General features: G+C 62.5%; 25 protein-coding genes. 16 read left to right on the forward strand and 9 right to left on the reverse strand.

Annotated features, from left to right (window positions below; all coding sequences use genetic code 11):
• Positions 1 to 2: 2 nt before the first annotated feature.
• A complete protein-coding gene (locus tag AWB74_RS04930; protein WP_061145667.1) occupies positions 3 to 1,079 on the reverse strand; it encodes a fatty acid desaturase family protein in 1,077 nt (358 codons plus the stop codon).
• Between the two features lie 148 nt (positions 1,080 to 1,227).
• Here AWB74_RS04930 and AWB74_RS04935 point away from each other — a divergent pair, with 148 nt between their 5' ends.
• The 3 genes from AWB74_RS04935 (at position 1,228) to AWB74_RS04945 (ending at position 4,008) form a co-directional block, all read left to right on the forward strand.
• Positions 1,228 to 2,280, forward strand: a complete 1,053-nt coding sequence (locus AWB74_RS04935; RefSeq protein WP_061145668.1) for a LacI family DNA-binding transcriptional regulator — start codon at positions 1,228 to 1,230, stop codon at positions 2,278 to 2,280.
• An 80-nt stretch (positions 2,281 to 2,360) separates the two neighbouring features.
• Complete coding sequence (locus tag AWB74_RS04940; RefSeq protein WP_061145669.1) at positions 2,361 to 2,594, forward strand: hypothetical protein; 234 nt, start codon at positions 2,361 to 2,363, stop codon at positions 2,592 to 2,594.
• Positions 2,595 to 2,925: 331 nt separating this feature from the next.
• The gene (locus tag AWB74_RS04945; RefSeq protein WP_061145670.1) at positions 2,926 to 4,008 is read left to right on the forward strand and encodes a glycosyltransferase family 2 protein; all 1,083 of its coding nucleotides are present in this window, start codon (positions 2,926 to 2,928) and stop codon (positions 4,006 to 4,008) included.
• Positions 4,009 to 4,021: 13 nt separating this feature from the next.
• Here AWB74_RS04945 and AWB74_RS04950 read toward each other — a convergent pair whose 3' ends face one another.
• Entirely contained in the window at positions 4,022 to 4,657 is a 636-nt protein-coding gene (locus tag AWB74_RS04950) for a TetR/AcrR family transcriptional regulator (RefSeq protein WP_061145671.1), read from the reverse strand.
• A gap of 113 nt (positions 4,658 to 4,770) precedes the next feature.
• Here AWB74_RS04950 and AWB74_RS04955 point away from each other — a divergent pair, with 113 nt between their 5' ends.
• Together AWB74_RS04955 and AWB74_RS04960 are read left to right on the forward strand one after the other, a co-directional pair.
• Positions 4,771 to 5,610, forward strand: coding sequence for an NAD(P)H-binding protein (locus AWB74_RS04955; RefSeq protein ID WP_061145672.1), 840 nt, complete (start codon positions 4,771 to 4,773; stop codon positions 5,608 to 5,610).
• 41 nt (positions 5,611 to 5,651) lie between these two features.
• Entirely contained in the window at positions 5,652 to 5,909 is a 258-nt protein-coding gene (locus AWB74_RS04960) for a hypothetical protein (protein ID WP_061122822.1), read from the forward strand.
• A gap of 15 nt (positions 5,910 to 5,924) precedes the next feature.
• Here AWB74_RS04960 and AWB74_RS04965 read toward each other — a convergent pair whose 3' ends face one another.
• Complete coding sequence (locus tag AWB74_RS04965) at positions 5,925 to 7,337, reverse strand: HdeD family acid-resistance protein (RefSeq protein WP_061145673.1); 1,413 nt, start codon at positions 7,335 to 7,337, stop codon at positions 5,925 to 5,927.
• Positions 7,338 to 7,464: 127 nt separating this feature from the next.
• On the opposite strand from AWB74_RS04965, the gene AWB74_RS04970 reads away from it, so the two are divergent.
• The 5 genes from AWB74_RS04970 to AWB74_RS04990 all read left to right on the forward strand — a co-directional run bounded on the left by AWB74_RS04970 (position 7,465) and on the right by AWB74_RS04990 (position 13,113).
• On the forward strand, positions 7,465 to 8,049 hold the full coding sequence (locus tag AWB74_RS04970) for a DUF1349 domain-containing protein (protein WP_061145674.1): 585 nt from the start codon (positions 7,465 to 7,467) through the stop codon (positions 8,047 to 8,049).
• A 96-nt stretch (positions 8,050 to 8,145) separates the two neighbouring features.
• On the forward strand, positions 8,146 to 9,255 hold the full coding sequence (locus AWB74_RS04975; RefSeq protein ID WP_061145675.1) for a LacI family DNA-binding transcriptional regulator: 1,110 nt from the start codon (positions 8,146 to 8,148) through the stop codon (positions 9,253 to 9,255).
• A gap of 68 nt (positions 9,256 to 9,323) precedes the next feature.
• Positions 9,324 to 10,298 (forward strand): substrate-binding domain-containing protein, encoded by a 975-nt coding sequence (locus tag AWB74_RS04980; RefSeq protein WP_061145676.1) that lies wholly within the window; start codon positions 9,324 to 9,326, stop codon positions 10,296 to 10,298.
• Entirely contained in the window at positions 10,298 to 11,815 is a 1,518-nt protein-coding gene (locus AWB74_RS04985) for a sugar ABC transporter ATP-binding protein (protein WP_061145677.1), read from the forward strand. Before AWB74_RS04980 ends, AWB74_RS04985 begins: the two co-directional genes overlap by 1 nt.
• Before the next feature lie 23 nt (positions 11,816 to 11,838).
• On the forward strand, positions 11,839 to 13,113 hold the full coding sequence (locus AWB74_RS04990; RefSeq protein WP_061145678.1) for an ABC transporter permease: 1,275 nt from the start codon (positions 11,839 to 11,841) through the stop codon (positions 13,111 to 13,113).
• On the opposite strand, the gene AWB74_RS04995 is transcribed toward AWB74_RS04990, so the two are convergent.
• Positions 13,114 to 13,902 carry an aldolase gene (locus tag AWB74_RS04995; RefSeq protein ID WP_061145679.1) on the reverse strand — a complete coding sequence of 263 codons (789 nt, stop codon included), beginning with the start codon at positions 13,900 to 13,902 and terminating at the stop codon, positions 13,114 to 13,116. It lies immediately after the preceding gene.
• Between the two features lie 245 nt (positions 13,903 to 14,147).
• Between AWB74_RS04995 and AWB74_RS05000 the strand changes: the two genes are divergently transcribed.
• Positions 14,148 to 14,351, forward strand: coding sequence for a cold-shock protein (locus AWB74_RS05000; RefSeq protein ID WP_008347993.1), 204 nt, complete (start codon positions 14,148 to 14,150; stop codon positions 14,349 to 14,351).
• Between the two features lie 360 nt (positions 14,352 to 14,711).
• Entirely contained in the window at positions 14,712 to 15,062 is a 351-nt protein-coding gene (locus AWB74_RS05005; RefSeq protein ID WP_235024482.1) for a hypothetical protein, read from the forward strand.
• A gap of 222 nt (positions 15,063 to 15,284) precedes the next feature.
• Here the strand turns inward: AWB74_RS05005 and AWB74_RS05010 are convergent, their stop codons facing one another.
• Positions 15,285 to 16,052, reverse strand: a complete 768-nt coding sequence (locus tag AWB74_RS05010) for a sulfite exporter TauE/SafE family protein (RefSeq protein WP_061145681.1) — start codon at positions 16,050 to 16,052, stop codon at positions 15,285 to 15,287.
• A gap of 82 nt (positions 16,053 to 16,134) precedes the next feature.
• On the opposite strand from AWB74_RS05010, the gene AWB74_RS05015 reads away from it, so the two are divergent.
• Positions 16,135 to 17,025, forward strand: a complete 891-nt coding sequence (locus tag AWB74_RS05015; RefSeq protein WP_061145890.1) for a LysR substrate-binding domain-containing protein — start codon at positions 16,135 to 16,137, stop codon at positions 17,023 to 17,025.
• On the opposite strand, the gene ppk2 is transcribed toward AWB74_RS05015, so the two are convergent.
• Both ppk2 and AWB74_RS05025 read right to left on the reverse strand, forming a co-directional pair.
• Positions 17,022 to 18,113 carry a polyphosphate kinase 2 gene (gene ppk2 / locus AWB74_RS05020; protein WP_061145682.1) on the reverse strand — a complete coding sequence of 364 codons (1,092 nt, stop codon included), beginning with the start codon at positions 18,111 to 18,113 and terminating at the stop codon, positions 17,022 to 17,024. The genes AWB74_RS05015 and ppk2 overlap by 4 nt on opposite strands.
• A 53-nt stretch (positions 18,114 to 18,166) precedes the next feature.
• On the reverse strand, positions 18,167 to 18,388 hold the full coding sequence (locus tag AWB74_RS05025) for a YdcH family protein (RefSeq protein WP_061145683.1): 222 nt from the start codon (positions 18,386 to 18,388) through the stop codon (positions 18,167 to 18,169).
• Between the two features lie 216 nt (positions 18,389 to 18,604).
• On the opposite strand from AWB74_RS05025, the gene AWB74_RS05030 reads away from it, so the two are divergent.
• Both AWB74_RS05030 and AWB74_RS05035 read left to right on the forward strand, forming a co-directional pair.
• Positions 18,605 to 18,961 carry a hypothetical protein gene (locus tag AWB74_RS05030; protein WP_061145684.1) on the forward strand — a complete coding sequence of 119 codons (357 nt, stop codon included), beginning with the start codon at positions 18,605 to 18,607 and terminating at the stop codon, positions 18,959 to 18,961.
• Between the two features lie 162 nt (positions 18,962 to 19,123).
• A complete protein-coding gene (locus AWB74_RS05035) occupies positions 19,124 to 19,771 on the forward strand; it encodes a VC0807 family protein (RefSeq protein ID WP_061145685.1) in 648 nt (215 codons plus the stop codon).
• Here AWB74_RS05035 and AWB74_RS05040 read toward each other — a convergent pair.
• Entirely contained in the window at positions 19,760 to 20,593 is an 834-nt protein-coding gene (locus AWB74_RS05040; protein WP_061145686.1) for an alpha/beta fold hydrolase, read from the reverse strand. The genes AWB74_RS05035 and AWB74_RS05040 overlap by 12 nt on opposite strands.
• Positions 20,594 to 20,617: 24 nt before the next feature.
• Complete coding sequence (locus AWB74_RS05045) at positions 20,618 to 20,791, reverse strand: DUF3563 family protein (protein ID WP_143749145.1); 174 nt, start codon at positions 20,789 to 20,791, stop codon at positions 20,618 to 20,620.
• A gap of 453 nt (positions 20,792 to 21,244) precedes the next feature.
• Between AWB74_RS05045 and AWB74_RS05050 the strand changes: the two genes are divergently transcribed.
• Entirely contained in the window at positions 21,245 to 25,210 is a 3,966-nt protein-coding gene (locus AWB74_RS05050; protein ID WP_235024483.1) for a response regulator, read from the forward strand.
• The last annotated feature ends 3 nt before the right edge of the window (positions 25,211 to 25,213 follow it).

Below are 25,213 nucleotides of genomic sequence, written 5' to 3' on the forward strand. Positions count from 1 at the left end.
TTTCAGGCTTGGGTCGCGGCAGGCGTGGGCCGCTCGACGTGATACGACGGATCTCGCGTCTGCCGCACGAGCGCCGGAATGATCTCCGCATAGGCCGCGATCGTGCTCGCATAGGGCGGCGGCATGTCGTGCTTCACCGTTTCGTGAAGGCGCGGCAACGCGTGATAAGGGACCATCGGAAACATATGGTGCTCGACGTGATAGTTCATGTTCAGATAGAGAAAGCGGAACACGGGATTCATCATCACGGTGCGGCAGTTCTTGCGATGATCGAGCACGTTCTCGGGCATGCCCGCGTGCTGCGTAAGGCCGAAGAACAAGTAGAGCCACGCGCCGTACAGGCTCGGCAAGCCGATATAGAGCAGCGGCAGGATCGAATGGAACACGAGGCATAAAGCGATCACCGCTGCATAAATCGCAAGCCACGCACGCGCTTCCAGAATCACTTTCGGCCATTCGGACTCGGGCACGTAGGTCTTTTCTTCTTTGCCGATATGCCCGAACGCCGATGAAATGATCTTCGGCACCTCGCCCGCCGCATGCTTCAATGCAAAGACGTTCAGCGCGATGCCCAGCCAGTCGGTGGGCAACGGCACGGCGATTTCCCTGTCGCGCCCGACCACGAGCGTATCCGTGTGATGACGCGCGTGACTCCAGCGCCAGATCGTCGGGCGGCGAAACACCTGAAACGACGCCACCTGATAAAGCGCCTTGTTCATCCACGATGTCTTGAATGCCGTGCCGTGTCCGCTCTCGTGCCAGCGCGAATCCGCGGGGCTGCAATAGAGCGTGCCGTAGAGAAGAAATGCGGGAATGGCACAGAGCGAATGCGCTCGCCATGCGAACCAGGCAAGCACGCCGGCCGCGATGATCGCTGCGTACCAAAGCAGCGTATCGCGGATGGCGCGCGCGTCGCTCCGCTGCATCAGGCTCTTCATGACGGGACGCGGCACCGCGCACTTATACCAGTCCGCATTCACGAGACCCGCTGCTTTCGCCCGCTCCCCCGCGCCGCCGATCAACCCGTATTCACGATGGCGGTCCCGCGCGCCCGCGCTTTCGCATTGCCCGGATTCCATCTTTTCACCTCATCCGATGATTGGAATTACATCATTGCTTATCGCTGGATCGATGATAGGAGCGCCGCTCTAGCCGCGCAACATTACGCTGCATTTGCTATCTTTAAGCATCAACGCGCGCTTTAAAAACCCATCATTTACATCAAAGATGAGCAAGCGTCCCACACTTCAATCCGTGGCTGAGGCTGCGGGTGTCAGTCCCGCGACCGTCGATCGCGTGTTCAACGGACGAATCAGCGTGCGCGAAGGCACCGCGCTGCGCGTGATCGAAGCGGCGGAACGTATCGGCTATCACGGCGCTGCGTTGATGCGCGAGCGCCTGCGCGCGCAACGCGGCGAACGCCACGAGCGGCACACATTGGGATTCTGTTTGCAGAAACGCGCCGATCCGTTCTATCAGGCGTTTGCGCGCATTCTCACGGACGCGGCCGCGCGTCATGAACCCGAGCGCTGCATCGCCGTCATCGAATACATGGACGAGCTCGATCCGGCTTCCATCGCGCGCACGCTGCTCACGCTGGGCGAGCAAGCCGACGCGCTCGGTGTCGTCGCGGTGGATCATCCTCATGTCACGGCCGCGATCGAAACGCTGCATATACAAGGCAAACCAACCGTCACATTGCTGTCGGATCTGAGCGCGCCGTTGCGCGCGGGATATATCGGTGTGGACCCGCGCAAGAGCGGGCGCACGGCAGCATGGGCCGTGAGCCGCCTCGCGCATCGCGACGAGGGCACGGTCGGCGTGTTCGTCGGCACGCCTCGCTATCTCGGGCAGGAAAGCTGCGAGATCAGCTTTCGCTCGTATCTGCGAGAGCACGCGCCCGGGCTCCGCGTGCTCGACACGCAAATCAATCTCGAGGACAAACAGCTTGCCTATGAAGCGACACTCGCCATGCTCGCGCGTCATGCGGATCTGGCGGGGCTCTATATTCCCGGCGGCGGCGTGGGCGGCGTCATTCGCGCATTGCGCGAGGAAGCTGCGGGGCGACGCATCGTCACCGTATGCAGCGATCTGATGCCTGATCGCTACGAAGCGCTGGTCGAAGGCGTCATCGATCTCGTGATCGATACGCCGCTTCAACGCATTGCCGAAACGGCCATTCAGGCGATGCTGCGCGCGTTGCAAGCGCTGCCGGGCGAAGCCGCGCAAGCGAGCCAGTATCCGCTGCCCGCACAACTCTATACGCCAGAAAATGTGTGAGCGCGGATAGGCTAACGATCGTCTAATTCTTCGGGCCTAGTCTCCTATCGAGTTCCACTCTCGTTCAAAGGAGAACGATCATGAAGAAGCTCATTGCCGCCCTGCTCGCATCGGCCGTCATGTTGCCGATGCTTTCCCATGCTCAGTCCGCACAACCTCAACGCGGGGGTACCGCGAATCGGCCCGAGAGCCACAGTTATGATCACGTGTACGATCGAGAGTATGGAGCGAGTGCCGACGGCAACGTACAAAGCGGATGGACGACACAACCCTCGCCGCAAGCGCTGGGACAGTCGCTCTTCAAGCACCATTGACCGCGCGCGGGGGTGAAGCATGGCATTTCCGGTAACATGCAGGTGTCATCGCTTCGTTTCATTCGATCGCTAACATGCGTGCAGTTGGGGAACCGAAGCCGCAGAATCTGCTCTTAGCGGTTGATCCATCGACATTCACGTCAGGCCGGGCGTCCGGGGCCGGCCCTATGACCTGACATGCTCAACAATAAGCGGCGCGGCAACTTTCATGGTTGTACGCGTGCTCACGGTGTTCGAGCCGGCCGCATCCGTCAGACCAATTGCATGACTCGACGGCTCTTCGCATCCAGCATGTGAAGAGAGAGATCCCATCACCGACGGAGCGTCATCCATGCCGTATGAGAGTGACTCCTTGCGAGACACGAGCCCGCTGCTCAGCATCGTCGTGGCGGCATACAACATCGAGGGATACATCGAGGAAGCGCTCGAGTCCCTTCTGTCGCAGCCTCATATCGACGCGATAAAGATCATCGTGGTCGACGACGGCTCCCGCGACGAAACCTATGCGGCCGCGCGCGCGATCGTCGAACGTGATCGAGGCGTGCATATCGAGTTGCTGCAGCAGGAAAACGCCGGCCTGAGCGCCGCGCGCAATACCGGTCTGGCAGCGGTGCGCACGCCTTATGTCGGCTTTCTCGATGGCGACGACATCTATCTGAAGGGCTTCACCGAAGCGGTCATCCCCCTCCTCGCCGAGCGCAAGTGGGACGTGGTCGAGTACAACGTCAGGATCATCGACGACGACGGACGCGAGCTCGAACAAATCGAACTCGTTGGACAGGGCGAAAACGGCGGATATCCGATGAATCGCGAAACGCTGCAGCAGTTCGCCGACAAGTTCCATAGCTTTGCGTGGGCGCGCGTGTATCGCACCGATCTTTTCGACGCCGCTCCCTTTCCCGTGGGACGACATTACGAGGACGCGGCCGTCGTGCCTTCGACCTATCTTCGTGCAAGCAACATCTATCGCCTCGCGACGCCGTTGATCGGTTATCGCAGGCGCTTCGGCAGCATCACGCAGTTGGCTTCGCTGCGCGACGTTCGCGATCTGCGCGCCAACGGCCAGGAAGCGCTCGCGCGTTGCGAAGGCAACGAGATGGACGATTTCTGGCTCACCATTTTCGACAAGACGTTCGGCCGCGCGTGCTTTGTCTGCGCCCGAGTGAACCGCGCGTCCTTCAAAGAGGCGTCCGAGACGCTCGAGGCGATGGCCGTCGATCATCGCGAGACGCGCGAGAGGATCGCCGGGCGCGGCGGGCGCGAAGTCGTCGCGCTCGCGCCGTTCGATCTGAATGTGCGCGCGGACCGCTCGATCCATTTCCTCAAAGGGCTCGTCAAGAAGGTGTTGAGGCGCCGCCTCGATCATCATCAGCGCGAGCGGCGCCCGAGCACGTCGAATCAACTGAGCGGATGAGCGCGTATCGTCTTCAGCTCTCTTCGATCGCTCGCAGGCTCATCTGCTTATAAGCGTCGACGAGTAGCGCGCCCTCGCCTCGCTTATGCGCGACGGCGAGGCGCATCGTCTCCTCGCCCATCTGCCAGATCAGGAACGCGAGTGCATTGACGCGCTTGCTGTCCGCGCGCGGCGTCACGCGCCGGATCGCTGCTGCGAGCAGCGTGCCGCACGCTTTGCTCTCCGCAATCTCGATGCTCATCAGCTCCTTGTCCGAACGCAGCGCCGACGAGATGTCGCGCATCACCGGCTTGTCCAGCACGATCTCATAGTACTGGTCGACGAGCGACGCGAACGCGTCGAGCAATTGCGCCTTGTTCTGCACGGCTTCGAGCGCTTCGCGCACGCAACGGCGGCTCTCGGCCGCATATAGCTCGGCGAGCGTGCGCACGATGGCGCGCTTGTCGGGGAAATACTGATAAAGCGAGCCGATTGATATCTCCGCGAGTTCGGCGATCTCGCTCATCTTGACGTGCTCGCTGCCCTTTTCCGCAATCAATTGCTGCGCGGCCTCCAGAATGCGATCGAGGCGCTCGCGGCTGCGCTGCTGCGCGGGCTGCCTGCGGGCAACGCTCGTTGCTCCCTTCATGCGCGGCGGCTTCTCCTGCATGTCGACTCCTTTGCCGCGCGATTGCGGGCTCGAAAAAACTTGACAGCAAAACGTGAGTATCTATCATGTTTAAAACGTGAGCAACGCTCACGTTTTAAACTCAGGAGGCAGTCATGGCTCATTTGGACTTCGACGCTGCGCCCATCCTCGTTCTGGGCGCGCACGGCAAGACAGGGCGGCGTGTGGCGGAAAGGCTTCGCGCGCAGGGATTCGGCGTTCGCGCTTGCTCGCGTTCCACGCAACCACGTTTCGACTGGAACGATCGCGCGACATGGGGCGAAGCGCTCGCGGGCGTGAAGCGCGTTTATGTCACCTATCAGCCCGATCTCGCGATTCCCGGCGCGCTGGATACGGTCAGCGCATTCATCGACACGGCACTTGCAAACGGCACGAAGCGGATCGTGCTGCTTTCGGGGCGCGGTGAAGAAGAAGCGCAAGCCGCCGAAGACGCGCTCCAACGCTCGGGCGCAATCTGGACGATCCTGCGTTGCAGTTGGTTCATGCAGAACTTCAGCGAGAGCTTCCTGCTCGATCCGATTCGCGAAGGCACGCTCGCTTTGCCCGTTGGCGATATCAAGGAGCCCTTTATCGACGCGGAAGATATCGCCGATGCAGCCGTCGCGGCACTCACGCAACCGGGCCATGAAAACAAGCTATATGAACTGACCGGCCCTCACGCGATCTCTTTCGCCGAAGCACTGGCATACATCGCACGAGCGTCGCGGCGCGATCTGCATCTCGCGCCCGTGCCCGCCGATGCATTTCGCGCGGGTCTCATCGAAGCGGGGGTATCGAAGCCGGAAACGGATCTGATACTTTATCTGTTCACGACCGTGCTCGACGGCCGCAATGAAAAGCCCGCCGATGGCGTGCGCCTCGCCTTGCATCGCGAAGCGCGCTCGTTCGAAGACTATGCAAGGCGAACCGCGCAAAGCGGCGTCTGGGATGTCTGACAGGTGCGAGAGCCGTCGTCGTTTCGCGATAAACTGTAAGGATGGAACAATGTCCCTACTGTGAGCGAATCCGTGACGAATGGGATTGTCACGGTCAGGAATGCCGCACCCACATTGCCCGCGCGCTGCGCAGACAGCGCATGGGACTGCCGATGGTGCCCAAGGTCATTCGCAATGAAATTCCGCCGGGCGCATCAACGGGCGAAGTTATCGCCCAGTTATCGCGTCAGCGGTTGCGCGCGCGCCGTGCGAACGAAGAGCGTCGCGCGCGCAAGGCCGAAGACGAGCTCGATCTATAAGCTTGAAACGTCGCATCAGACGCGCGCTGGTGGATCGATATTCGATCTTCCGTCAGATGCATGCGTGCCTTCCTCGCGCCATGCGCGCCGCGATTCACGCATTTTTGCGAGCGCCATGCGCGTCACCTTCAACCAGCCATAAGGCCGCGGATCGGCGACCATGCTGAGCGCCCGCGCATAGTCGAGCGTGAGGCCGGGCGTCCAGGCCATCGTCACCGCGCGCTTGCGCACCTGCGCGGCGACCCATAACTCCGGCGTCGCGATCATTCGAAACAGTGCGCCCCAGCCCGCGCGTGCGCCGTAAAGACGCCCCGCCGCGCCTTCCAGTGCGGCATCGAGCGCGCGCGACACGCTGCTCGAACAATTGCGATGCGTGAGGTTATATGTCGTATCTTCGCGATAGTCGCGCCAGAAGCTATCCAGACGATTCGGGTCGTAATTGCGGATGCGCACGCGCGTCGTCGACGGACACCACGCTTTCGATTCGACCGCATAACTTTGTTGAAACATGCCGGGCACGTCGTTCTCGCGCGTGGCGCGCAAGAGCCGCGCGAAATCATCGGGTGAGCGGTCGATCTCGACTGCCGGATAGAGGCTCACATAGATGCCTTCGGGCGATTCGAGCGCCGCGTGTCCCGTCGAGATCACGCCATTACGATCGACGGCCGCGATATATCGATCGACGATCGGATGCCACTGCGTTTCCGCCTTCGACGATCCCACCGGCGTCCATACATGCACGGTGAGGGCGGGTTCATCGTCGGCGGGCGGGCCGTCCCATTCACGCGCCTGCAGCGCCGGGCGCGCGGCATCGTTCGTCTTGCCGGTTTCGCTCGCGGCTTCCGCACTGCTATCGACCCACACGGCAGGATTGCTCGTCAGCTTGCGCACGCGCATCGCGATCAGGATCAGATTCCAGCCCGCAAAGATGAAGAATGCGCCGATGCAATAAGGCACCGTGCCTTTATAGTGCGTGGGATAAGGCTGAATCATGAAGATGCCGAGCAGCACTTCGAAGATTGCAAAGCCGAGCGCGACACGATAGCGCCGATAACGCACGACGAGCGCCGAGGTCGCCTGCAGAAGACCATCGAACAGGAACGCGAGTCCGATCAGGATCGAAAGAACGAAGTGGCCGTGATGATTGCCTTCGAAGATGAGCGCCGCCGTGAGCACGAACGCGACGCCTTTCGCATAGCGCAGCTTGCGCTGTCCGCCGACGCCTGCCCACGCAACTGCAAGCGTAAGCGCGCCTTCGATCAGCAGCAGCCAGCCGACGAATGCGATGGGAGAGCCAAGCGCGCCATCGAGCGCATCGACGAATACACCGATGCCGATGATCAGCAGCAGCCAGCCCGTCACCGTCAGACTGCGCGAGCGATTGCGCAAGTAGTCCACGCCCAGCAGGATCATCATCAGCTTGACCATCGTTCTTCCTTTTCGCAAAAGGACGATACATGTTAGTGCACTCGCGGCATGAAGCTTTTTTGTACGATCATTCGCCTCCAGTTTGCAATGTGACATACTTGCCCAGCTATCAAGCGACGGAGACGCCATGTTCGATCAATGCCGATGGATCAACGAACCCGCGCAATGGCGCGTCGAAAACGACACGCTCTTCGTCACCACCGACACGAACACCGACTTCTGGCGCAAGACGCACTACGGCTTCGTGCGCGATAACGGTCATGTCTTCGCGGCGAGCGTGCAGGGCGATTTCACCGCCGAGGTCGCCGTCGCTGGCGACTTCTCCGCGCTCTACGATCAGGCCGGCCTGATGGTGCGGGAGAGCCCTGAGCGCTGGATCAAGGCCGGCGCCGAATACAACGACGGCGCGCTGACCTTCAGCACGGTCATGACGAACGATCTCTCCGACTGGTCGCTCGGATCGCGCGCCGCAACGAATCGCTTCCGCGTGCGCATGACGATCGCACAGGGCGTGCTGAAAGTGCAATGCAGCGCCGATGAACATGGCTGGACGCTCATGCGCCTCGCGCCCTTTCCCGCCAGCAGCACCGACGCACATTGGCTGGTCGGCCCGATGTGCTGCACACCCGAGCGCGGCGGTCTTACCGTGCGTTTCCCGGACTTCAGGATCGGCCCGCCCATCGTGAAGGACTTGCACGACACCTCAATGTAAGGCTGTGCATCCGGCTCGGTAAAAACACTGACTTGCCGCTTCCGTCGACGCTTTCTAATATTTTGAAACGTTTCAGAATATCGACGGCATCGTGCCTTGGACTCGAGAAAAAAACCGGCCCGTACGCTGAAAGATGTCGCCAACGCGGCGGGCGTATCGCTTGGCACCGCGTCGAAAGTCATGGCGGGCGCGCAAGGCGTGAGCCCCGCACGCCGTCAACAAGTGTGGGACGCAGCGCGACAACTGGGTTATCGGCGCAACAGCCTCGCAGCCGAATTGCGCAGCAGCCGTTCGACGTCGATCGGTTTCGTCGTGCCCGATCTGACGAATTCGTTCTTTATCGAATTGCTATGCGTGGTCGAGGATCATGCGCTGGCAAGCGGCTATCGGCTCCTGCTCGCGCATGCGCAGGAAGATCCCGAACGCGAGGCCGAACGCATACGCTTCGTATTGTCGCGGCAAGTCGCGGGCATGATCATCATTCCCTGTCATGGCTATGAGCATGCGATAGAAGAACTGCGCGAATGCGATGTGCCGCTCGTGATGGCCGATCGTGTCGACCAAAGCTTTCCCGCCAATACCGTCACGACCGATAGTCGGCGTGCCGCGAGCGACGGCACCGATCATCTGATCGCGCTCGGGCACAAGCGCATCACGTTCATCGTCAATGCGCTCGATCTCGTGAACAGCCGCGAGCGCGCGGACGGCTACCTCGACGCGATGAAGCGCGCGGGACTCGCGCGTCACGCACGCGTCGTCGTATGCGGCATGACGGACACGGAGAGCCATGCGGCCACGCTCGGGCTGCTGTCGGAACGCGAGCGCCCTACTGCGCTCTTTACAGGCGCGAACGTCGCGACGCTCGGCGCATTGCGCGCGATACGCGATGCCGAACTGCGCCTGCCCGAAGATATCTCGCTGCTCTCTTTCGACGATGCGCCGTGGATGTCGGTGCTGCATCCTCGCATCAGTTCGATCCATCAGCCGGTGGAAGCCGTAGGCCGTGCAATCTGGCAGTTGCTGCACAAGCAGTTGCAGGGCGAATCGTCGGAGCCGGTGCATCTGCGCATGAAGGCGGATTTGCGCGTTCGTGAAAGCACCGCGCCGCCGCACAAGGCCGCGGCAAAGGACAACACCAAGGCGAACACAGCGGCGCAGCAGAACGCCGGGCGCACCCGCAAGCGCGCCGCGCTCGCGGAACGTTAGCGGCGCGCTATAACGTTTTATTTTTGCAATTCGGGCCCGAAGCTGGCATATCCATCAGGAGAGACGCAATGGACAGCAAACGACGCATCATCACCGCGAGTCTCGTCGCCGTGCCGCTGGCGGGCGCGATCGGCACCTTCTCCGCGCTCGTCGCGCAACCGGCGTTCGCGCAGCAGAAGAAGTATCGCTTCGGGTTCTCGCAGGTCACGACCGTCGAGCCGTGGCGCGTGCAGTTCAACAAGGACATGAAGGCCGAGGCCGCGAAGCATCTCGAAGTCGAGCTGATCATCGCCGACGCGGGAGACCGCACCGACAAGCAGAACGCGGACATGGAGAACTTCATCACGCAGAAGATGGACGCGATCTTCATCTCGCCCAAGGAGTCCGCGGGTCTCACCGGTGTCGTCGAAAAGGCCTTCAAGGCAGGCATTCCCGTGTTCGTTCTCGATCGCGAAGTGAACGGCGATCAGTTCACGCAGTTCATCGGCGGGGATAACGTGCAGATCGGGCAGGAAGCAGGCAACTTCATCGTCAAGCTGATGGGCGGACCGGGTAAGGCACAAGGCAATCTCGTCGAGATCTGGGGCGGCTTCGGCGCACAGCCCGCGCATGATCGTCACGATGGCGCGGACAAGGCTATCGGCAAGGAGAAAGGCATCAAGCGCGTAGGCGAGCGCGTCGATTGCGACTGGAAGCAGGACAAGGCCTATGACTATATGAAGACCGTGCTGCGCGTGCAGCCTAAAATCGACGTGGTCTACGCGCATAACGATCCGATGGCTTACGGCGCGTATCTCGCTGCGAAGGATGCGGGCCGCGAGAAGAGCATCAAGTTCGTGGGCATCGATGGCCTGCCGCAGGAAGGCGCGACGTGGGTCGAACAAGGCCTGCTCGCGGGCACCTTCATGTATCCGACGCCGGGCGCGGAAGGCATTCGCGAGTCGCTCAAGGTATTGCATGGCGACAAGGTGCCGAAGAAAGTCACGCTGCCGACACAAGGCATCTTCCCCGACAACGCGAAGCAGTACATCGCGAGTCACTGATGGCAAGCGCCGCCGCGCCGCTCATCGAAGCCGCGGGCCTGTCGATATCGTTCAACGGCAGCGCCGCGCTTTCGGGCGTCGACTTCGATGTGGCATCGGGCGAGATTCATGCGCTCGTCGGCGAGAACGGCGCGGGAAAGTCGAGCCTGATGAAGATGCTGGGCGGACTCTATTCGCCCGATGCCGGCAGCATTCGCGTGCGCGGCGAGACCACGCGCATGACGAACGTGAACGACGCGACGCGCGCGGGCGTCGCGATCATTCATCAGGAGCTCAATCTCGTCGATACGCTTTCTGCCGTCGATAACATTTTTCTCGGCAAGGAACTGCGCACGCGTTTCGGCTTTCCCGATCGCCGCGCGATGCATGCGGCGGCCGCCAAAGTGCTCGCGCAACTCGGTTTTCGCGCGCCGCCCAATACGCTCGTCGGCACCTTGCGCGTCGGCGAGAAGCAACTCGTCGAGATCGCGAAGGCGCTGCTCGCCGATGCGCGCGTGCTCATCATGGACGAGCCGACGTCCGCGCTCTCCGATACCGAAACGCACGCGCTGCTCACGCTCACGAAAGACTTGCGCGAGCGCGGCATGGGCATCGTGCTCATCAGTCATAGGCTGGGCGAAGTATTCGCGGTCGCCGATCGCGTGACCGTATTGCGTGATGGAAGGCGCATCGCGACCTTGCAGATGCGGCAAGTGGAATCGTCATCGGCGCTCGTCTCGATGATGATCGGCAAAGACTTCGCGCCGCCCGAGCGCACCGAAGCCGAAGCGCCGCGGGAACGTCCGCTCGCGGTCGACGTGCGCAGCCTCACGTTATGGGGACCGGCGCGCGCGCTCGTGACGGAGGTATCGTTCGCCGTGCAGCAGGGCGAAGTGTTCGGCATCTCGGGCCTGCTCGGCGCGGGAAAAACGGAGATACTCGAAGCGATCTTCGGTGTGTCGCAGTATCGTCGCGAGGGCGAGATACGCATCGCAGGTCATACGCGTGCGATCGACTCGCCGGATCGCGCGGCCGCCGCGGGGCTCGCGTTCGTGACCGAAGACCGCAAGAAAGACGGGCTCGTGCTCGATCAATCGCTCGAAGCGAATCTGCTGTTGCCATCGCTGTCACGCTTGCCGGGCTTTCCGTTTTATCGACGCGCACGCATGCAGATGTTGGCGGCATCGCAGGCGCGCTCGTCGAACGTCAAGCATCGCAGTCTCGCGCAGGACGCGAGTACGTTGTCGGGCGGCAATCAGCAGAAGCTCATCATCGGCAAATGGCTGATGACGAAGCCGCGCATTCTTTTGCTCGATGAGCCGACACGCGGCGTCGATGTCGCGGCGAAGGCCGAGATCTATCGGCAAATCCTCGCGGCCGCAAGCGAAGGCGTGACGGTGATCGTCGCGAGCTCGGAGATCGACGAGCTGATGCTGCTCTCCGACCGCATCCTCGTGATGTGCGAGGGCCGCGCGCGCGGCGTGCTGACGCGCGAGCAATTCTCGGGCGACGTGCTCATCCAGATGGCATCGCCATGAAGATATAGACGGAGACTCGAATCATGCTGCATGCGCAGGATCAGCTCGCGGAGCCCGCGGCCAATGCACGTCAGCGGCATCTGAGCACATTGCTTAGGTATCTGAAGTATTATCTCGGGCTTATCGTGCTGCTCATGGTGGGTGCATTGACATCGCCGCACGCGGCGGACGGCGGCAACATCTTTCTGTCGAGCGCCAATATCTCCGACGTGTTCCGGCAAGTGGCGAACGTCGGCGTGATTTCCATCGGCATGACGCTAGTGATCATCACCGCGGGCATCGATTTGTCGGTCGGCGCGATCATGGGGCTCGGCAGCGTGCTCACTGCGATGCTGCTCACCACCGATGGCTGGAATCGCGCGGTCTATGCGTCGATCGTGCTCGATGCGATTGCCGTGTTCGCAATCGTGTTCGCCGCGCTGTCCGTCGTGCGCGGCTTCATGCGCGCCCGCGATGCGCAGACCGTGCGCGTCGCGGACCGCTCGCCGGTTGCGATGCATGCGGTCATCGCGTCGATCGTGGCGGCCCTGGCCTGTGCGTATATCGCGTTGCACGGCGGGCATCGCATGCCTTTGCTCGCCGTGATGTGGATCGTGCCGCTCGCGGGCTGCACGCTCGGCGCACTCAACGGCTGGATCATCACGCGCGGGCGCATGCAGCCTTTCATCGTGACGCTCGCCGCGATGGTCGGCGTGCTCGGCGCCGCGCGACTCATCGCGGGCCAGGACACGGCCGTCTATTCGATCTACAGCGGAACCAACGCAACGACGGATATCGAGGCGTTGCGCGCGCTGCTCTTCAATGTCGTGCCGGTGCCTGCCCTCTTCTTTCTCGTGATTGCCGTGGTTGTCGGCTTCGTGATGAATCGCACGGTGTTCGGCAAATATCTTTATGCGATCGGAGGCAATGAAAAATGCGCGGTCGTGTCGGGACTCGATGTCGCGCGTCACAAGATGGCCGCGTATGCGATTTCGGGGCTGCTGTCGGCGCTCGTCGGCGTGCTTTATGCGGCGCAGTATCGGCAAGGCAAGGCCGATGCGGGCATGGGCTGGGAACTCGATGCGATCGCCGCGGTGGTCATCGGCGGCACGAGTCTCGCGGGCGGCCTCGGGCGTGTGTCGGGAACCGTAGCGGGTGTGCTGATCTTTGGCTTCTTGAGCAATATCCTTTTGCTCAATGATATCGACAGTAATACGCAGCTCGTGATGAAAGGATTGATCATCGTGATTGCGGTTTTCCTGCAGCAGACGGATATGGGGAAGCGGAGGTGGTTCGGCCGCTTGCGCAACCGCAAATGATCACGCCTCGAAATCGATCCCTCGCGCACGCAACTCCCGCATCCCGCTAGCAAGATGCGCCCGCGCACTTTCCGCATCGCCCGTGCGCATCTGCTCGTAAGTGAGCTGAGCGATCTCATGCGGCACCGGCTTGAGCGGCCGGTTCGCGCTCATCGCGCGCAACTGCACTTCCGCCGCGCGCTCCAGATAGTAGAGATCGTCCCACGCTTCGGCGATCGTCGCGCCCGCGACCATCACGCCGTGATTCTTGAGAAAGAGGATATCGGCATCGCCCATCGCATCGGCGATGCGATCACCTTCGGCATTGTCGAGCGCAAGGCCGTTGTAGTGTTCATCGACGGCCGTGCGGCCATAGAACTTCAACGCGGTCTGTCCGAGCCATAGAAGCGGCGGACCTTCGAGCAGACACAGCGCGGTCGCGTTCGGCATATGCGTATGAAATGCCGCCTTCACGCGAGGCATCTGCTTATGCAGGCGCGCGTGAATGAAGAATGCAGTCGCTTCGGGCTCTCCCTCGCCATCGATAACATGGCCTTCGAAATCACAGATCAGAAGTCGCGACGCCGTGATCTCGCTGAATGCATATCCATAGGGATTCACGAGAAACAGATCGTCATGGCCGGGCACCACGGCCGAAAAGTGATTGCAGACGCCCTCTTCATAACCATGAAGCGCCGCGAGCCGAAAACACGCCGCAAGTTCGCCGCGCGCTTGCGCGATTTCCGGCGAGTCGAGCCGCACGGTCCCGGGCGCTATGCGTTGTCCGGCGCTGGAAAGCGTATGTGCCATGATAGGATGCCCTCTGTCGTTTGCCTGACCGAGTCGTCGAGGATAATCTATCGAGCGGACAAAAAAAGTCCGGTCAAAAACATTCCGCGCGGTCGGCATTTGGCGGCGAGTATGACGTGCTTATGTCGCGTCTCTTAGCAAAAACGCTTATTTGAACTCGGCGTTTCGGCATGGTAAAACTCTATGCCGCTCGACAATTCGAAGCGCAACCTCAACGAAATTCGTCTCAAAGGGTTTGGAAAAAAATGGCAACAGGTACGGTCAAGTGGTTCAACGATGCAAAGGGTTTTGGTTTCATCACGCCGGACGACGGCGGTGAAGACCTGTTTGCACATTTCTCCGAAATCCAGTCCAAGGGTTTCAAGTCGCTTCAGGAGAACCAGAAGGTGAGCTTCGAAGTCAAGCAAGGCCCCAAGGGCAAGCAAGCTTCGACGATCCAGCCGCTGTAAGTCAAGCGCACTCGCCTCAGGCACGGAACGGCCCGAATGGGCCGTTTTGCATTGGTGCGCCCACTTTGGTGCATTCATTCAGGCAGAACATTGATTCATCTGTCCGATAACCGGTTTCTGCGCCCGCTATTCGATTAATCGGTAGAATCCATAGCTTATTTTTCAATGCCGGTTTAAGTGCGCGCGCAAATATTTCCTCTTATTCGAGTCAACCCGGCTGGCGATCGGAAAAAATGCCGTGCGCTCGTTCGGCACAAAACGAACGCATTGCTCGTCTTCCTCTGGTTTCTGACTTGCGACGCGCACGCGCAAACGTTCGCGGCCAATGCAAAAGCGGCGCGCTTCGTCACGGACGTCGTCATGAACGACTTTCACACGGCGCAGGCAGGCGGCGGTTATGTGTTCTCGTACGACAGCCACGAAACCGAAGCGTCGCTTTCGAGCAAGCTCGGCCGCTGGTTTTCCGGAACTGATCCGCAGGCCCTCGTCATGGAGGCCGCCGAAAAGCAGGTTCTCTTCGGTTTCTATTGGGCCGCGAGCATGATGCCCGCAAGTTCCCCGTGCTTCCGCGATATCGCCGATCCGGCTTGCGGTCAGGATCTGTCGAAGTGGATGGCGCGCGAAATCGACGACGATCCGCGCTTCATCCGTGCTTACGAGTCCGCGAGAACACCGCTCGGCCTGCCGCCACTCGAGCGCAACGCGCACTGAACGCCGAACGCACGCGGCGCGCGCGATGAGCCGCGCACCGGCAACACGGCGTGCACTCGTGCGCAACGACTGCCGAAGATTTGGGCGCATCCGCCGCCTCGTCCTCGTGCGAATCGCGCAGCAGCATGATCTTCGCCGCGACGCTCGCGAGCAGCGATAGCGCACCCAAAGTTTCGAGCAAGGCGGGAATCATGATGGTCTCCCTGAACGTCGACGTGCGCGTCACCGATGCTGGAGCATCGGCCCATACGTCTTCACGAAAAATGCGATCGTGATGCCGGCGCTGACGAGCAAGGTGCCCGCGCGTATCCATTGCGGCGGCGCGCGCCGGCCGATTTGCGCCCCGCCATAGCCGCCTGCGATCGCCGCGACGAGCATCGCGATCGTTTCCGGCCAGCGCACCGCTTGCGCCGCCGCGAATGTCAAAACCGCGACGGAGTTGGCCGCGCTCACGAGCAGCGTGCGCGGCGCGTTCAGGCTCTTCAGGTCACGCGCATCCAGCAGTCCCCAGACGGCCATCATCATGATGCCCACCGCGCCGCCGAAATAACCGCCATACACCCCGAGCGCGAACTGGATCGACAGGACCGCGCCGGCGCCGATATGCCAGCGCCGCCGCAGCACTTCGCCCAGCTTTCGGCCGAACGCGAGCGTGAAACTCGCGCACAGCAGCAGCCAAGGCAGCACGAAGGAAAACGTTTTCGATGACGTGGAGAGCAGCAGCGCGGCGCCGACAAACCCGCCAATGAGCGTCGTGACGAGCATCTTGCGGATCGATACCGAGCCGACCGGGCCGAGCCCGTCGCGATACGCCCACGCGCTCACCACACCGCCGGGAAACAGCGCGACGGTGCTCGAAGCGTTCGCCTGAACCGGTGGCAAGCCGGCGGCGATCATCGCGGGCAGGCTCACGAACGAGCCACCGCCCGCCAGCGCGTTCATCGCGCCCGCAAGAAAACCGGCGCCGGTCACGAGAATTAGGGGTTCCATGCGACAGATGCTAACGACGCCGTCTGCCGCTTACAATCTGGCATTTCCAATGCGAGGCTTCGGCAAAACCGAAGGCGCCGGCATGCGTTTCGATCTCACCGACATGCGGCTATTCCTGACCGTGATCGAGCGCGGCAGCATCACGGCGGGCGCGCAGGCGATGCATCTGGCGCTGGCGTCGGCGAGCGAGCGCATCGCGGGAATGGAAGCTGCGCTCGGCGCGCCGCTGCTCGAGCGCAACCGCCGCGGCGTGCAGGCGACCGCCGCCGGTGACGCGTTCGTGCGCCACGCGCGCGCGATACTCGGCCAGGTCGAGCAGATGCGCGGCGAGCTGCGTTCATTCGCGACCGGCCTCAAAGGCCGTGTCCGTTTGATGTCAAACACGGCCGCGCTTGCCGCCTTCCTGCCGCCGCGCCTCACGCGGTTTCTCGCGACGTATCCGGATCTTTCGATCGATCTCGACGAACGCCCGAGCGTCGAGATCGTGCAGGCGATCGCCGAAGGCCGGGCCGATCTGGGCGTCGTCTCCGATACGGCGGATCTCGGACGGCTTCAGACGCATCTGCTGACGCAGGATCAACTGGTGGTCGTCGCGAACCGCGCACATCGCATCGCGGAGCAAAGCGCGGTGGCGTTCGCGGATATCGTGGGGGAGGCGTTCGTCGGGTTATCGGATGCCGCGCTCGAAATGCATCTGGCCGAGCGCGCGTCGCGGCTCGGCCGGCAGATTGGCTATCGCATTCGTATGCGCAGCATCGACAATGTCGGCATGCTCGTCGAAGCGGGCATCGGATTGGTCATTTTGTCGGAGGCGTCGGCGCGCATGCTGGAGCGGCCGGAACTTTCGATCCTGCCGCTCTCCGAGCCGTGGGCGACGCGCCGGCTGCATCTGTGCGCACGCGATTTCGATGCCCTCACGCCGCACGCGCGCCTGCTCTCTCACGCTCTGCTGGAAGGCGTGAGCGCCGCCTAGGACGGCCGTCCGACGATGAACGGATCGATCGCGCCGATCGATTTCAAGTCGCGATTCGCATACGGCAGCTTGTGCAACACGTAGCGCATGGCGTTGAGCCGCGCGCGTTTCTTGCAATCGGAGCGCACGACGGTCCAGGGTGTTTCGGCGCTGTCGGTATGCGCGAACATCGCTTCCTTGGCCTCGGTGTATGCGTCCCACTTGTCGAGCGACGCCAGATCGACCGGACTCAGCTTCCACTGCTTGAGCGGATGAATCTCGCGCTCCTTGAAGCGGCGGCGCTGTTCGGCGCGGCTCACCGAAAACCATAGTTTGATCACGTGCGTGCCGCTTTGCGACAGATGCCGCTCGAACGCGGGCACCTGCTGCATGAACTGGTCGTATTCGCCCGGCGTGCAAAAGCCCATCACGCGCTCCACGCCCGCGCGGTTGTACCACGAGCGATCGAAGAGAACGATTTCGCCCGCCGTGGGGAAATGTTCGACGTAGCGCTGGAAATACCACTGGCCGCGCTCACGCTCCGACGGCTTTTCGAGAGCAACCACGCGCGCGCCGCGCGGATTCAGATGCTCCATAAAGCGCTTGATGGTGCCGCCCTTGCCTGCTGCGTCCCGGCCTTCGAAAAGAATCACGACGCGCTGGCCGGTTTCCCTCACCCACGCCTGCAACTTCAGCAACTCGACCTGGAGACGGTATTTCTGCTTCTCGTACGCGCGCCGCGACATCAGATGCCGATACGGATAGCCGCCTTCGCGCCACGCCGGCGACAACTCGTCGTCGGGATCCGGCGTGCCGCTAACCGATCGCAGCACGGTCTCGACATCGAAGAGATGCGCGCGCAGCGTGGCGATTTCGTCGGGCGACATGCCGCCGCTCAGCGTCCTCACGGTATCGACGAGCGATTCCGTGCCTTCCTGCTCCCGCGCGATGAGCCTCCTCAGTATGTCGTCGACGCTGTTCGTCAGCAGGCCGTGCGCCGCCTCGACCGCGCGGCCGGTCTCTTCGCGTTCGATGCAGTCCGTCGCCGTTCGGACGGCGAGGTCGCCATCCTTCGATTCGGTGGTTTCACCCGGCAATATCAACTTCATCCATTCCTCTTCGTTGTTGCTCTGGCGTCTCTGTCTCTGCGTTAGTCTCTCTTTCAGGCGGCTTCGTGCGCCTTTCTCAAGACCGCGTACAACTTGTCTTTCAACATCAGCTTTTCCTTCTTGAGCGATTCGATGGCGAACGAGTCGGCGGGCGTCACGCCCGTCTCCATGTTGCTGATCTGATGATCGAGTTCGTTATGGCGCTGGAAGAGACGCGAAAAATGGCCGTCTTCGGTCTTCAGGCTCGAGATCAGGTCTCGGTATTCGGGAAACATGCGGTGGACTCCGGTTGGTTTATTTGGTACATCGAAATACATGTTACCGGCCGAAGCGACCCTTTTGTTAGACCAATATCAAAGTTTGGTGAGGCGGTACGTCGCAGATCGGATGAAGAACCTAGGCAAAACCCTTCTCCACGCGGGCATCGTCCTTGCACACAATAGGACTGTCGGCTGCGCATCCGCGCGGCGGGCTCGAACAAGGAGGCCGTCATGAAGAAAAACCGCAATCGCGCGCAGCTTCGCGCCACGCATATTGCGTTGATCGCCGGCGCTGCCGGACTGTGCTTCGCCACGGCGGCCAGCGCGGACAGTCAGGCGGCGAAGAAGCTCGGGCAAATGGGCGTCATCAATCAGACGCTTCAGCCGAAACCGCTGAAGCCGAACCCCGCGGCACCCGTCAATAATTCGAATACGCCGAACGGCACGATGCCGAACCCGGGCGTCAGTCCGAACTACAACGCCGCCCCGACCTACAACACGAACGCGATCAACGCGGCAAATGCCGCCAACGCCGCGAATGCCGCGCGCGTCAACGCGATCCCCGGCGCGCCGCCTCCCAAGCAGTAACGCCGATCCGCGCCTTTGAACCGCCGCCCGAAACAACGGGCGGCGGAGGCACTTCCTTACTGACTTTTCCGCTGATTCACCGCGCGCGCACGCACATTCGCGCACGTCCGATCTTTTATACTTGGCTCGAGGTATCGCGCCCAAACGCACACTCCTGAGTCCATGAAAAAGATCAAGCCCGGTCTCGTGCTCGAACTCGCCGCGAATCTGCTGCTTCCGTGGCTCGCGTATCGGCTGGCGTTGCCCTATTGGGGCGATGTCGGCGCACTCTACGCGTCGGCCGCGCCGCCACTCGTGTGGAGCATCGCCGAGTTCGCGCGCTCGCGGCGTGTCGACGCGCTTTCCGCGCTCGTGCTGTTCGGCATCGCGCTTTCCATCGTGATGCTCGCGATGGGCGGCAGCCCGCGCATCCTGCTCGTGCGCGAATCGCTCGCGGCGGGCGCGACGGGCATCGTCTTCCTGGTTTCGCTGTTCTTCGAGCGCCCGCTCATTTTTTATCTCGCGCGCGCGACCGTCACGCGCGAGCAGGAAAACGGCGCCGAGCGCTTCGAGGCCTACTGGAGCGAAAGCGCGATGCTGCGTGCATCGTTGCGCCTCATGACGTTCGTGTGGGGCGTCGGGCTATCGCTCGAAACGATGCTGCGCTTCTGGTTCGCGTGGACCTGGCCGGTGGAGCGCTATCTCGTCCTGTCGCCGGTCGTGAGCTACGTGATCTATGGCGGCTTGCTCGCGTGGACGTTCTGGTTTCGCGCGCGCCTCATCGAGCGTCAGGGCGAAAGCGCGCCGTCGCGCGACGGCCTACTCGGATAAGCACGCCGGGTGCGCATCGCACCGGGCGATATGACGCGCAATCGCGGCATTCACCGCCTGCGCGTGCGTGAGCGGGCCCATGTGCCCCGCATCCGGCACGACGATCAGTTGCGCCGCCGGCATCAGATCGGGCAATGTTTCGGCGATCAGGCGCGTCGGCGCGGGCGCGTGCTCGCCGCGCATCACGAGCGTCGGAACGCGCAGGTTCGCGTAAGCGCTCATCGGCGTAGGCTCGTGAATCAGCGCGCGAAAATCGAGCGGCGCTTTCGGCACCCAGCGCGTGAGCATCGCCTGCACGGACGGCCGCAGCGCGGACCACGCACCTTGCCCGCTCCAGTAATCGACGAACGAGCTCGCCGCGCCGCGCAGATCGCCCGCGACGACGCCCTCCGCCGTGCGCGCCGCAATCGCGAGAATCTCGGCGAATTCCGCGGCGCCGCGGTCCCCTATGCGCTCCAGCAGATGAAACGCCGACGGCTCATAGAGCGTGATGCTCGCGATGCCATGCGGCCGTTCGAGCGCCGCGCGCAACGCGACGCCGCCGCCATACGAATGCCCGACGAGGTGCACCTTGCCGCGCTGACGATCGATGATCTCGACCGTGCGCGCCGCCTCGTCCGCGAGCGTGAACGCGTGCTCGCCGCTCCAGGGCCCGACGCTGTCGCAACCATAATGTTCCGGCGCGATCAGCGTGTAGCGCGTCTTCGGCGCCGTGAGCGCATCGAGTGTTTCGCCGAGCGAGCGCCATTGATTCGCGCCCGCGCCCGAGCAATGCAGCGCGATGACCGGCGCGTCGGCGTGTTCGTCGTTCAGGGTGATCATCTTTCGTTCTCGTTTCGTTGAGAATCAGGCGTCGGTTTCGCACTCGCGCATGCGGCGCTCGAGCTCGCCGAGATCGACGGACGATGCGAGATAAGTATCGCGACGGCCATGCTCCGCGCGGTTCAGCAGCGTCTCGGTCCGGTCGATCAGGATCGGCAGCACGATGTCTCTCGCGATATTGATTAGGTATCCCAACATGATTCGCTCCTTCTGCACCAACGGGTCGTTCAATGACATGCCGGCTGAGCGATCGTGCAACGCGGATCAATCGGGGTTCGCTGAGGCGGCGGGTGTCGGCATCTAATGCAGCCACCGTGCCAGTTCTCCGAATCCCTTGTGCAGCAAGGCAAGGCGCGAATTCAGCCGCGCGCCGGGCGACAGGTCTGTCGGGCACGAACCAACGCTTTCACTTCTGAAAGATGGGGCGATGCAAACACACGCGCGCGATTCGCCACGGGTGAATCCATGCTCTCTTAACGCCGGAAAGCTCGAAAATATTCCCGTCTCGCGGGCTCAAGCTTGCGCGCTTGCGCGCCGTAAACGGGTCTGATGGCCCTCGCCTGCCCGTCGAACGGCCTTCTCCGAAGGGCACGATAAGATACGGCAGCGTTCGATTCCCCACCTTGCAATCGCTCATTCGGAGACCACGGCGTGCTCAGTCGCCATTCGCTCACCTTCAGGATGACGGTGTTCATCGTCGCCGTCTGCGTGCTCCTGGTCGGCACCGACGTGTGGCGCAGCCTCGCCGCTCGCCGCGCCCAGCTCGACGAAATGACGACGGCGACGTACAACCTCGCGCGCGCGATGGCGCAGCACGCGAACGACACGTTCAAGGAAGCCGACACGACGCTCATCGGCATGGTGGAGCGCGTCGAAGAGGACGGCATGTCGCCGGAATCGCTCGCGCGCATTCATCGCTCGCTGGTGTCGCGCGTCCGGCAATTGCCGCAGTTGAACGGGCTTTTCATCTACGACAAGAACGGCGCGTGGGTCGTCAACTCGCAGCCGAAACTCGACTCGCGCTTCAATAACTCCGACCGCGAGTATTTCGAATATCACCGCACGCATACCGATCAGGGCACGCACATCGGGCCGCCCGTGCAGAGCCGCTCGACGGGCAAATGGATCGTGCCGGTATCGCGCCGCATCGACGCGCCCGATGGCAGTTTTGCGGGCGTCGCGCTCGCGACCATCGACGTCGATTTTTTCTCGCGTTTCTACGACAGCCTCGACCTCGGGCAATCGGGCGCGGCGGTGCTCGTGCTGAACTCGGGCGTGATGGTCGTGCGCCGCCCGTTCGAAGACCGCTTCGTCGGCAAGAACGTGATCGACACGGCGCTTTACCGCGCGCATCTCGAACAGCGCAGCGCGGGCGTGTTCACTACGAGCTCGTCGCAGGACGGCGTCACGCGCCTCAACAGCCTGCGCGAACTGCAGGACTATCCGCTTTTCGTCGCTGCGGCGCTGGCGCGCGATGAAATCCTCGCACCGTGGTGGCGCGATACGCTCTGGCACGCCTGCGTCACGGCCATGCTTGCGTTCGTGCTGGCGATGTTCGGCTCGACGATCGTGCGCCAGATCAACGCGCGCAACCAGATCGAGCAGGAACTCGAGCGCAGTCTCGCCACGACGCAAACCGTGCTCGACACCGCCATCAGCCCGATCATCACCGTGGACGAGCGCGGCGCGATCCGCTCGTTCAACTCGGCGGGCGAGAAAGTGTTCGGCTACAAGGCGAGCGAAGTCATCGGCCAGAACCTCCGGATGCTGGTGCCGCCGCCGTTTCTGGATTCGTATAACGAATACATCATGCAGTTCAAAGGACCGACGGGCGTCGCGACCGCGGACTGCGAGCTTGCGGGGCAGCGCAAGGACGGCACGTCATTTCCCGCGCACGTCACGACCGGCGCAATGCGTCTGGATGGCGCTTTGCATTTTGTATCTGTCATTACGGATATTTCGCGCCAAAGGAAGGAGCGCAGCGAGCTGGCGCACGCGCGCGACCAATTGCTGCTCGCGGCGGACATCGCCGAACTGGGCATCTGGTCGTGGGATCTCGCCACGGGCAAGCTGCACTGGAACGCGCGCATGTTCGAGATCTATCAGTACCCGCCCGCGTTGCTCGACAACGGCCTGCAATTCGAGCACTGGCGTCTGCGCATCCATCCCGACGATCACGACGAAATCATGGCGTGCCTGCGTGCCGTGATTGCGGGAGAAACCGAAGAACTACCGCCGTTTCGTATCGTCCTGCCGGACGGCACGACGCGGCGCATCCAGAGCGGCCAGCGCACGCAGCGCAATGCACAGGGCACGCCCGTCGCGATGACCGGCGTGAATTACGACATCACCGACGAGTATGAGCTCGAATACCATCTGCGCAACGCGAAGGAGCAGGCGGATGCAGCGAGCGCGGCGAAGTCGTCGTTTCTCGCGAACATGAGCCATGAAATCCGCACGCCGATGAACGCCGTGCTCGGCATGCTGCATCTCGTGCAACTGACTACGCTCGACGACCGCCAGCACGACTACGTGAGCAAAGCCGAAACCGCTGCGAAGTCTCTGCTGAACCTGCTCAACGACATCCTCGATTATTCGAAGATCGAGGCAGGCAAGCTCGAACTCGACAGCCATCCTTTCGAGCCGGAAAAGATGATGGAGGAGCTCGGCATCGTGCTCTCGGGCAATCAGGGCACGAAGGACGTCGAAGTGTTGTTCGATCTCGATCCTTCCCTGCCCGCCGTGCTCGTCGGCGATGGCTTCCGCCTTCAGCAGGTGCTCATCAACCTCGCGGGCAACGCGCTCAAGTTCACGGCGGCGGGCCAGATCGTCGTGAGCGTGCACCGGCTCGACAGCCCGAGCGATGCAGCGGGCGAAGCGGTGCGCGTGCGCATCGCGGTGAGCGACAGCGGCATCGGCATCAGCGAGGAACAGATCGAGCGCATCTTCGAGGGCTTCACGCAAGCCGAAACATCGACGTCGCGGCGCTATGGCGGCTCCGGCCTCGGACTCGTGATCAGCAAGCGGCTCGTCGCGATGATGGGCGGCCAGCTCGAAGTCGAAAGCCGCCTGGGCGAAGGAAGCCGCTTCTGGTTCGACATCACGCTCGGCGTGGACGCAGCGCACGCGCCGGTGCATGACCAAGGCGCGTTCTTCGATCATGATGCGCGCATTCTCATCGCCGACGACAACGCGATCGCGGGCGAAATCCTGTCGCGCACCGTGCGTTCGCTCGGCTGGCACGCCGATGTCGTCACGAGCGGGACCGCGGCGGTCGCGCGCATCGCCGACGCTGCACGAAGCGATGCGCCGTACGATATCGCCCTGCTCGACTGGCGCATGCCCGGCCTCGACGGGCTCGATACCGCGAAGCAGGTCGTCGCGATGAACGGGCGCGTCGCGCCGCCGCTCGTGCTGCTCGTCACGGCGTTCGGCCGCGAAGTGTTGAGAGAGTCGCAGAAAACTGGCGCCGCGCCCTTCGCCGGATTTCTGACGAAGCCCGTGACGCCGAAGCAGCTCGCCGCGGCGATCCGTGCCGCGCTGCCTGCCGCTATCGACCGCGCGGCTCATCGGACGCAGCCGCCTGTAGCAAAAGCGCGCCGCCTCGAAGGACTCGCGCTGCTCGTCGTCGAGGACAACGCGCTCAACCGGCAGGTCGCTGAAGGCGTGCTCCGTGCGGAAGGCGCGAACGTGACGCTCGCTGAAAGCGGACGTGAAGGTGTGGATCGCGTCGTCGCTGCCGATGACTCGTTCGATGCAGTGCTGATGGACGTGCAGATGCCCGATCTCGACGGCCTCGAAGCAACGCGCCTCATTCGCGCGGATGGCCGTTTCGCCGCGCTGCCGATCATCGCGATGACGGCCAATGCGTCGGGCGCAGATCGCGACGCGTGTTTGCAGGCCGGCATGAACGATCATGTCGGCAAGCCGATCGACGTCGAACGACTCGTTGCCGTGTTGCGCGCGCAAGTGGAGCGTGCGCCGATCGAAGCGCAAGCACTGAATATGGACATCGCGTTGATCATCGAGCCACGCGAGTCGATCGTTGCGCGTTTCGGCGGCAACATCGATCTGATTCGAAGCGCGGCCAGCGGCTTCGGCGCGCAAGGCCGCAAGCACATGAATCGTCTCGTCGAAACACTCGCGGCGCAGGACGCGCAAGGCGCCGCGTCGGCGCTGCATGCAATCAAGGGCAGCGCGGGCACGGTCGGCGCGGCGGGGCTCGCGGAACTCGCAAGCGCTCTCGAACGCAAGCTGCTCGATAACGGCGATGACGCGCATGCGCTCGATGCCACGCGTGCACAATTGCCGCGCATGGAGCAGTTGCTTGCATCGAGCGCCGATCAGCTCATCGATACGTTCGGGCCGCCGCACTCCTCTGCGAATGTCGATACGAGCGCGCCACCTCTTCGAAACGAAGACTGGTGCGCGCGTCTTGCCGCGATCGTCGAGTTGCTCGATGCGTCGAACCTGCAGGCCATCGCGCTATCCGAGAGCCTTTCGCCGCACGCGCCGAATGGATATCGCGAGGACTTCCAGCATTTCCTCGCGCGCGTGCGTGCGCTCGATTTCGCGCGCGCTTCGAAGATCGCGCGCGACATGCTGGAACAGGCCTGAAAA

The sequence above is a fragment of the Caballeronia arvi genome (assembly GCF_001544695.2).
GTDB lineage: Bacteria > Pseudomonadota > Gammaproteobacteria > Burkholderiales > Burkholderiaceae > Caballeronia > Caballeronia arvi.

Coding starts and splice junctions, on each gene's coding strand:
- AWB74_RS04930 (WP_061145667.1), bottom strand. CDS start 1,079: ATGGAATCCGGGCAATGCGAAAGCGCGGGCGCGCGGGACCGCCATCGT.
- AWB74_RS04935 (WP_061145668.1), top strand. CDS start 1,228: ATGAGCAAGCGTCCCACACTTCAATCCGTGGCTGAGGCTGCGGGTGTC.
- AWB74_RS04940 (WP_061145669.1), top strand. CDS start 2,361: ATGAAGAAGCTCATTGCCGCCCTGCTCGCATCGGCCGTCATGTTGCCG.
- AWB74_RS04945 (WP_061145670.1), top strand. CDS start 2,926: ATGCCGTATGAGAGTGACTCCTTGCGAGACACGAGCCCGCTGCTCAGC.
- AWB74_RS04950 (WP_061145671.1), bottom strand. CDS start 4,657: ATGCAGGAGAAGCCGCCGCGCATGAAGGGAGCAACGAGCGTTGCCCGC.
- AWB74_RS04955 (WP_061145672.1), top strand. CDS start 4,771: ATGGCTCATTTGGACTTCGACGCTGCGCCCATCCTCGTTCTGGGCGCG.
- AWB74_RS04960 (WP_061122822.1), top strand. CDS start 5,652: ATGGAACAATGTCCCTACTGTGAGCGAATCCGTGACGAATGGGATTGT.
- AWB74_RS04965 (WP_061145673.1), bottom strand. CDS start 7,337: ATGGTCAAGCTGATGATGATCCTGCTGGGCGTGGACTACTTGCGCAAT.
- AWB74_RS04970 (WP_061145674.1), top strand. CDS start 7,465: ATGTTCGATCAATGCCGATGGATCAACGAACCCGCGCAATGGCGCGTC.
- AWB74_RS04980 (WP_061145676.1), top strand. CDS start 9,324: ATGGACAGCAAACGACGCATCATCACCGCGAGTCTCGTCGCCGTGCCG.
- AWB74_RS04985 (WP_061145677.1), top strand. CDS start 10,298: ATGGCAAGCGCCGCCGCGCCGCTCATCGAAGCCGCGGGCCTGTCGATA.
- AWB74_RS04990 (WP_061145678.1), top strand. CDS start 11,839: ATGCTGCATGCGCAGGATCAGCTCGCGGAGCCCGCGGCCAATGCACGT.
- AWB74_RS04995 (WP_061145679.1), bottom strand. CDS start 13,902: ATGGCACATACGCTTTCCAGCGCCGGACAACGCATAGCGCCCGGGACC.
- AWB74_RS05000 (WP_008347993.1), top strand. CDS start 14,148: ATGGCAACAGGTACGGTCAAGTGGTTCAACGATGCAAAGGGTTTTGGT.
- AWB74_RS05005 (WP_235024482.1), top strand. CDS start 14,712: ATGAACGACTTTCACACGGCGCAGGCAGGCGGCGGTTATGTGTTCTCG.
- AWB74_RS05010 (WP_061145681.1), bottom strand. CDS start 16,052: ATGGAACCCCTAATTCTCGTGACCGGCGCCGGTTTTCTTGCGGGCGCG.
- AWB74_RS05015 (WP_061145890.1), top strand. CDS start 16,135: ATGCGTTTCGATCTCACCGACATGCGGCTATTCCTGACCGTGATCGAG.
- ppk2 (WP_061145682.1), bottom strand. CDS start 18,113: ATGAAGTTGATATTGCCGGGTGAAACCACCGAATCGAAGGATGGCGAC.
- AWB74_RS05025 (WP_061145683.1), bottom strand. CDS start 18,388: ATGTTTCCCGAATACCGAGACCTGATCTCGAGCCTGAAGACCGAAGAC.
- AWB74_RS05030 (WP_061145684.1), top strand. CDS start 18,605: ATGAAGAAAAACCGCAATCGCGCGCAGCTTCGCGCCACGCATATTGCG.
- AWB74_RS05035 (WP_061145685.1), top strand. CDS start 19,124: ATGAAAAAGATCAAGCCCGGTCTCGTGCTCGAACTCGCCGCGAATCTG.
- AWB74_RS05040 (WP_061145686.1), bottom strand. CDS start 20,593: ATGATCACCCTGAACGACGAACACGCCGACGCGCCGGTCATCGCGCTG.
- AWB74_RS05045 (WP_143749145.1), bottom strand. CDS start 20,791: ATGTTGGGATACCTAATCAATATCGCGAGAGACATCGTGCTGCCGATC.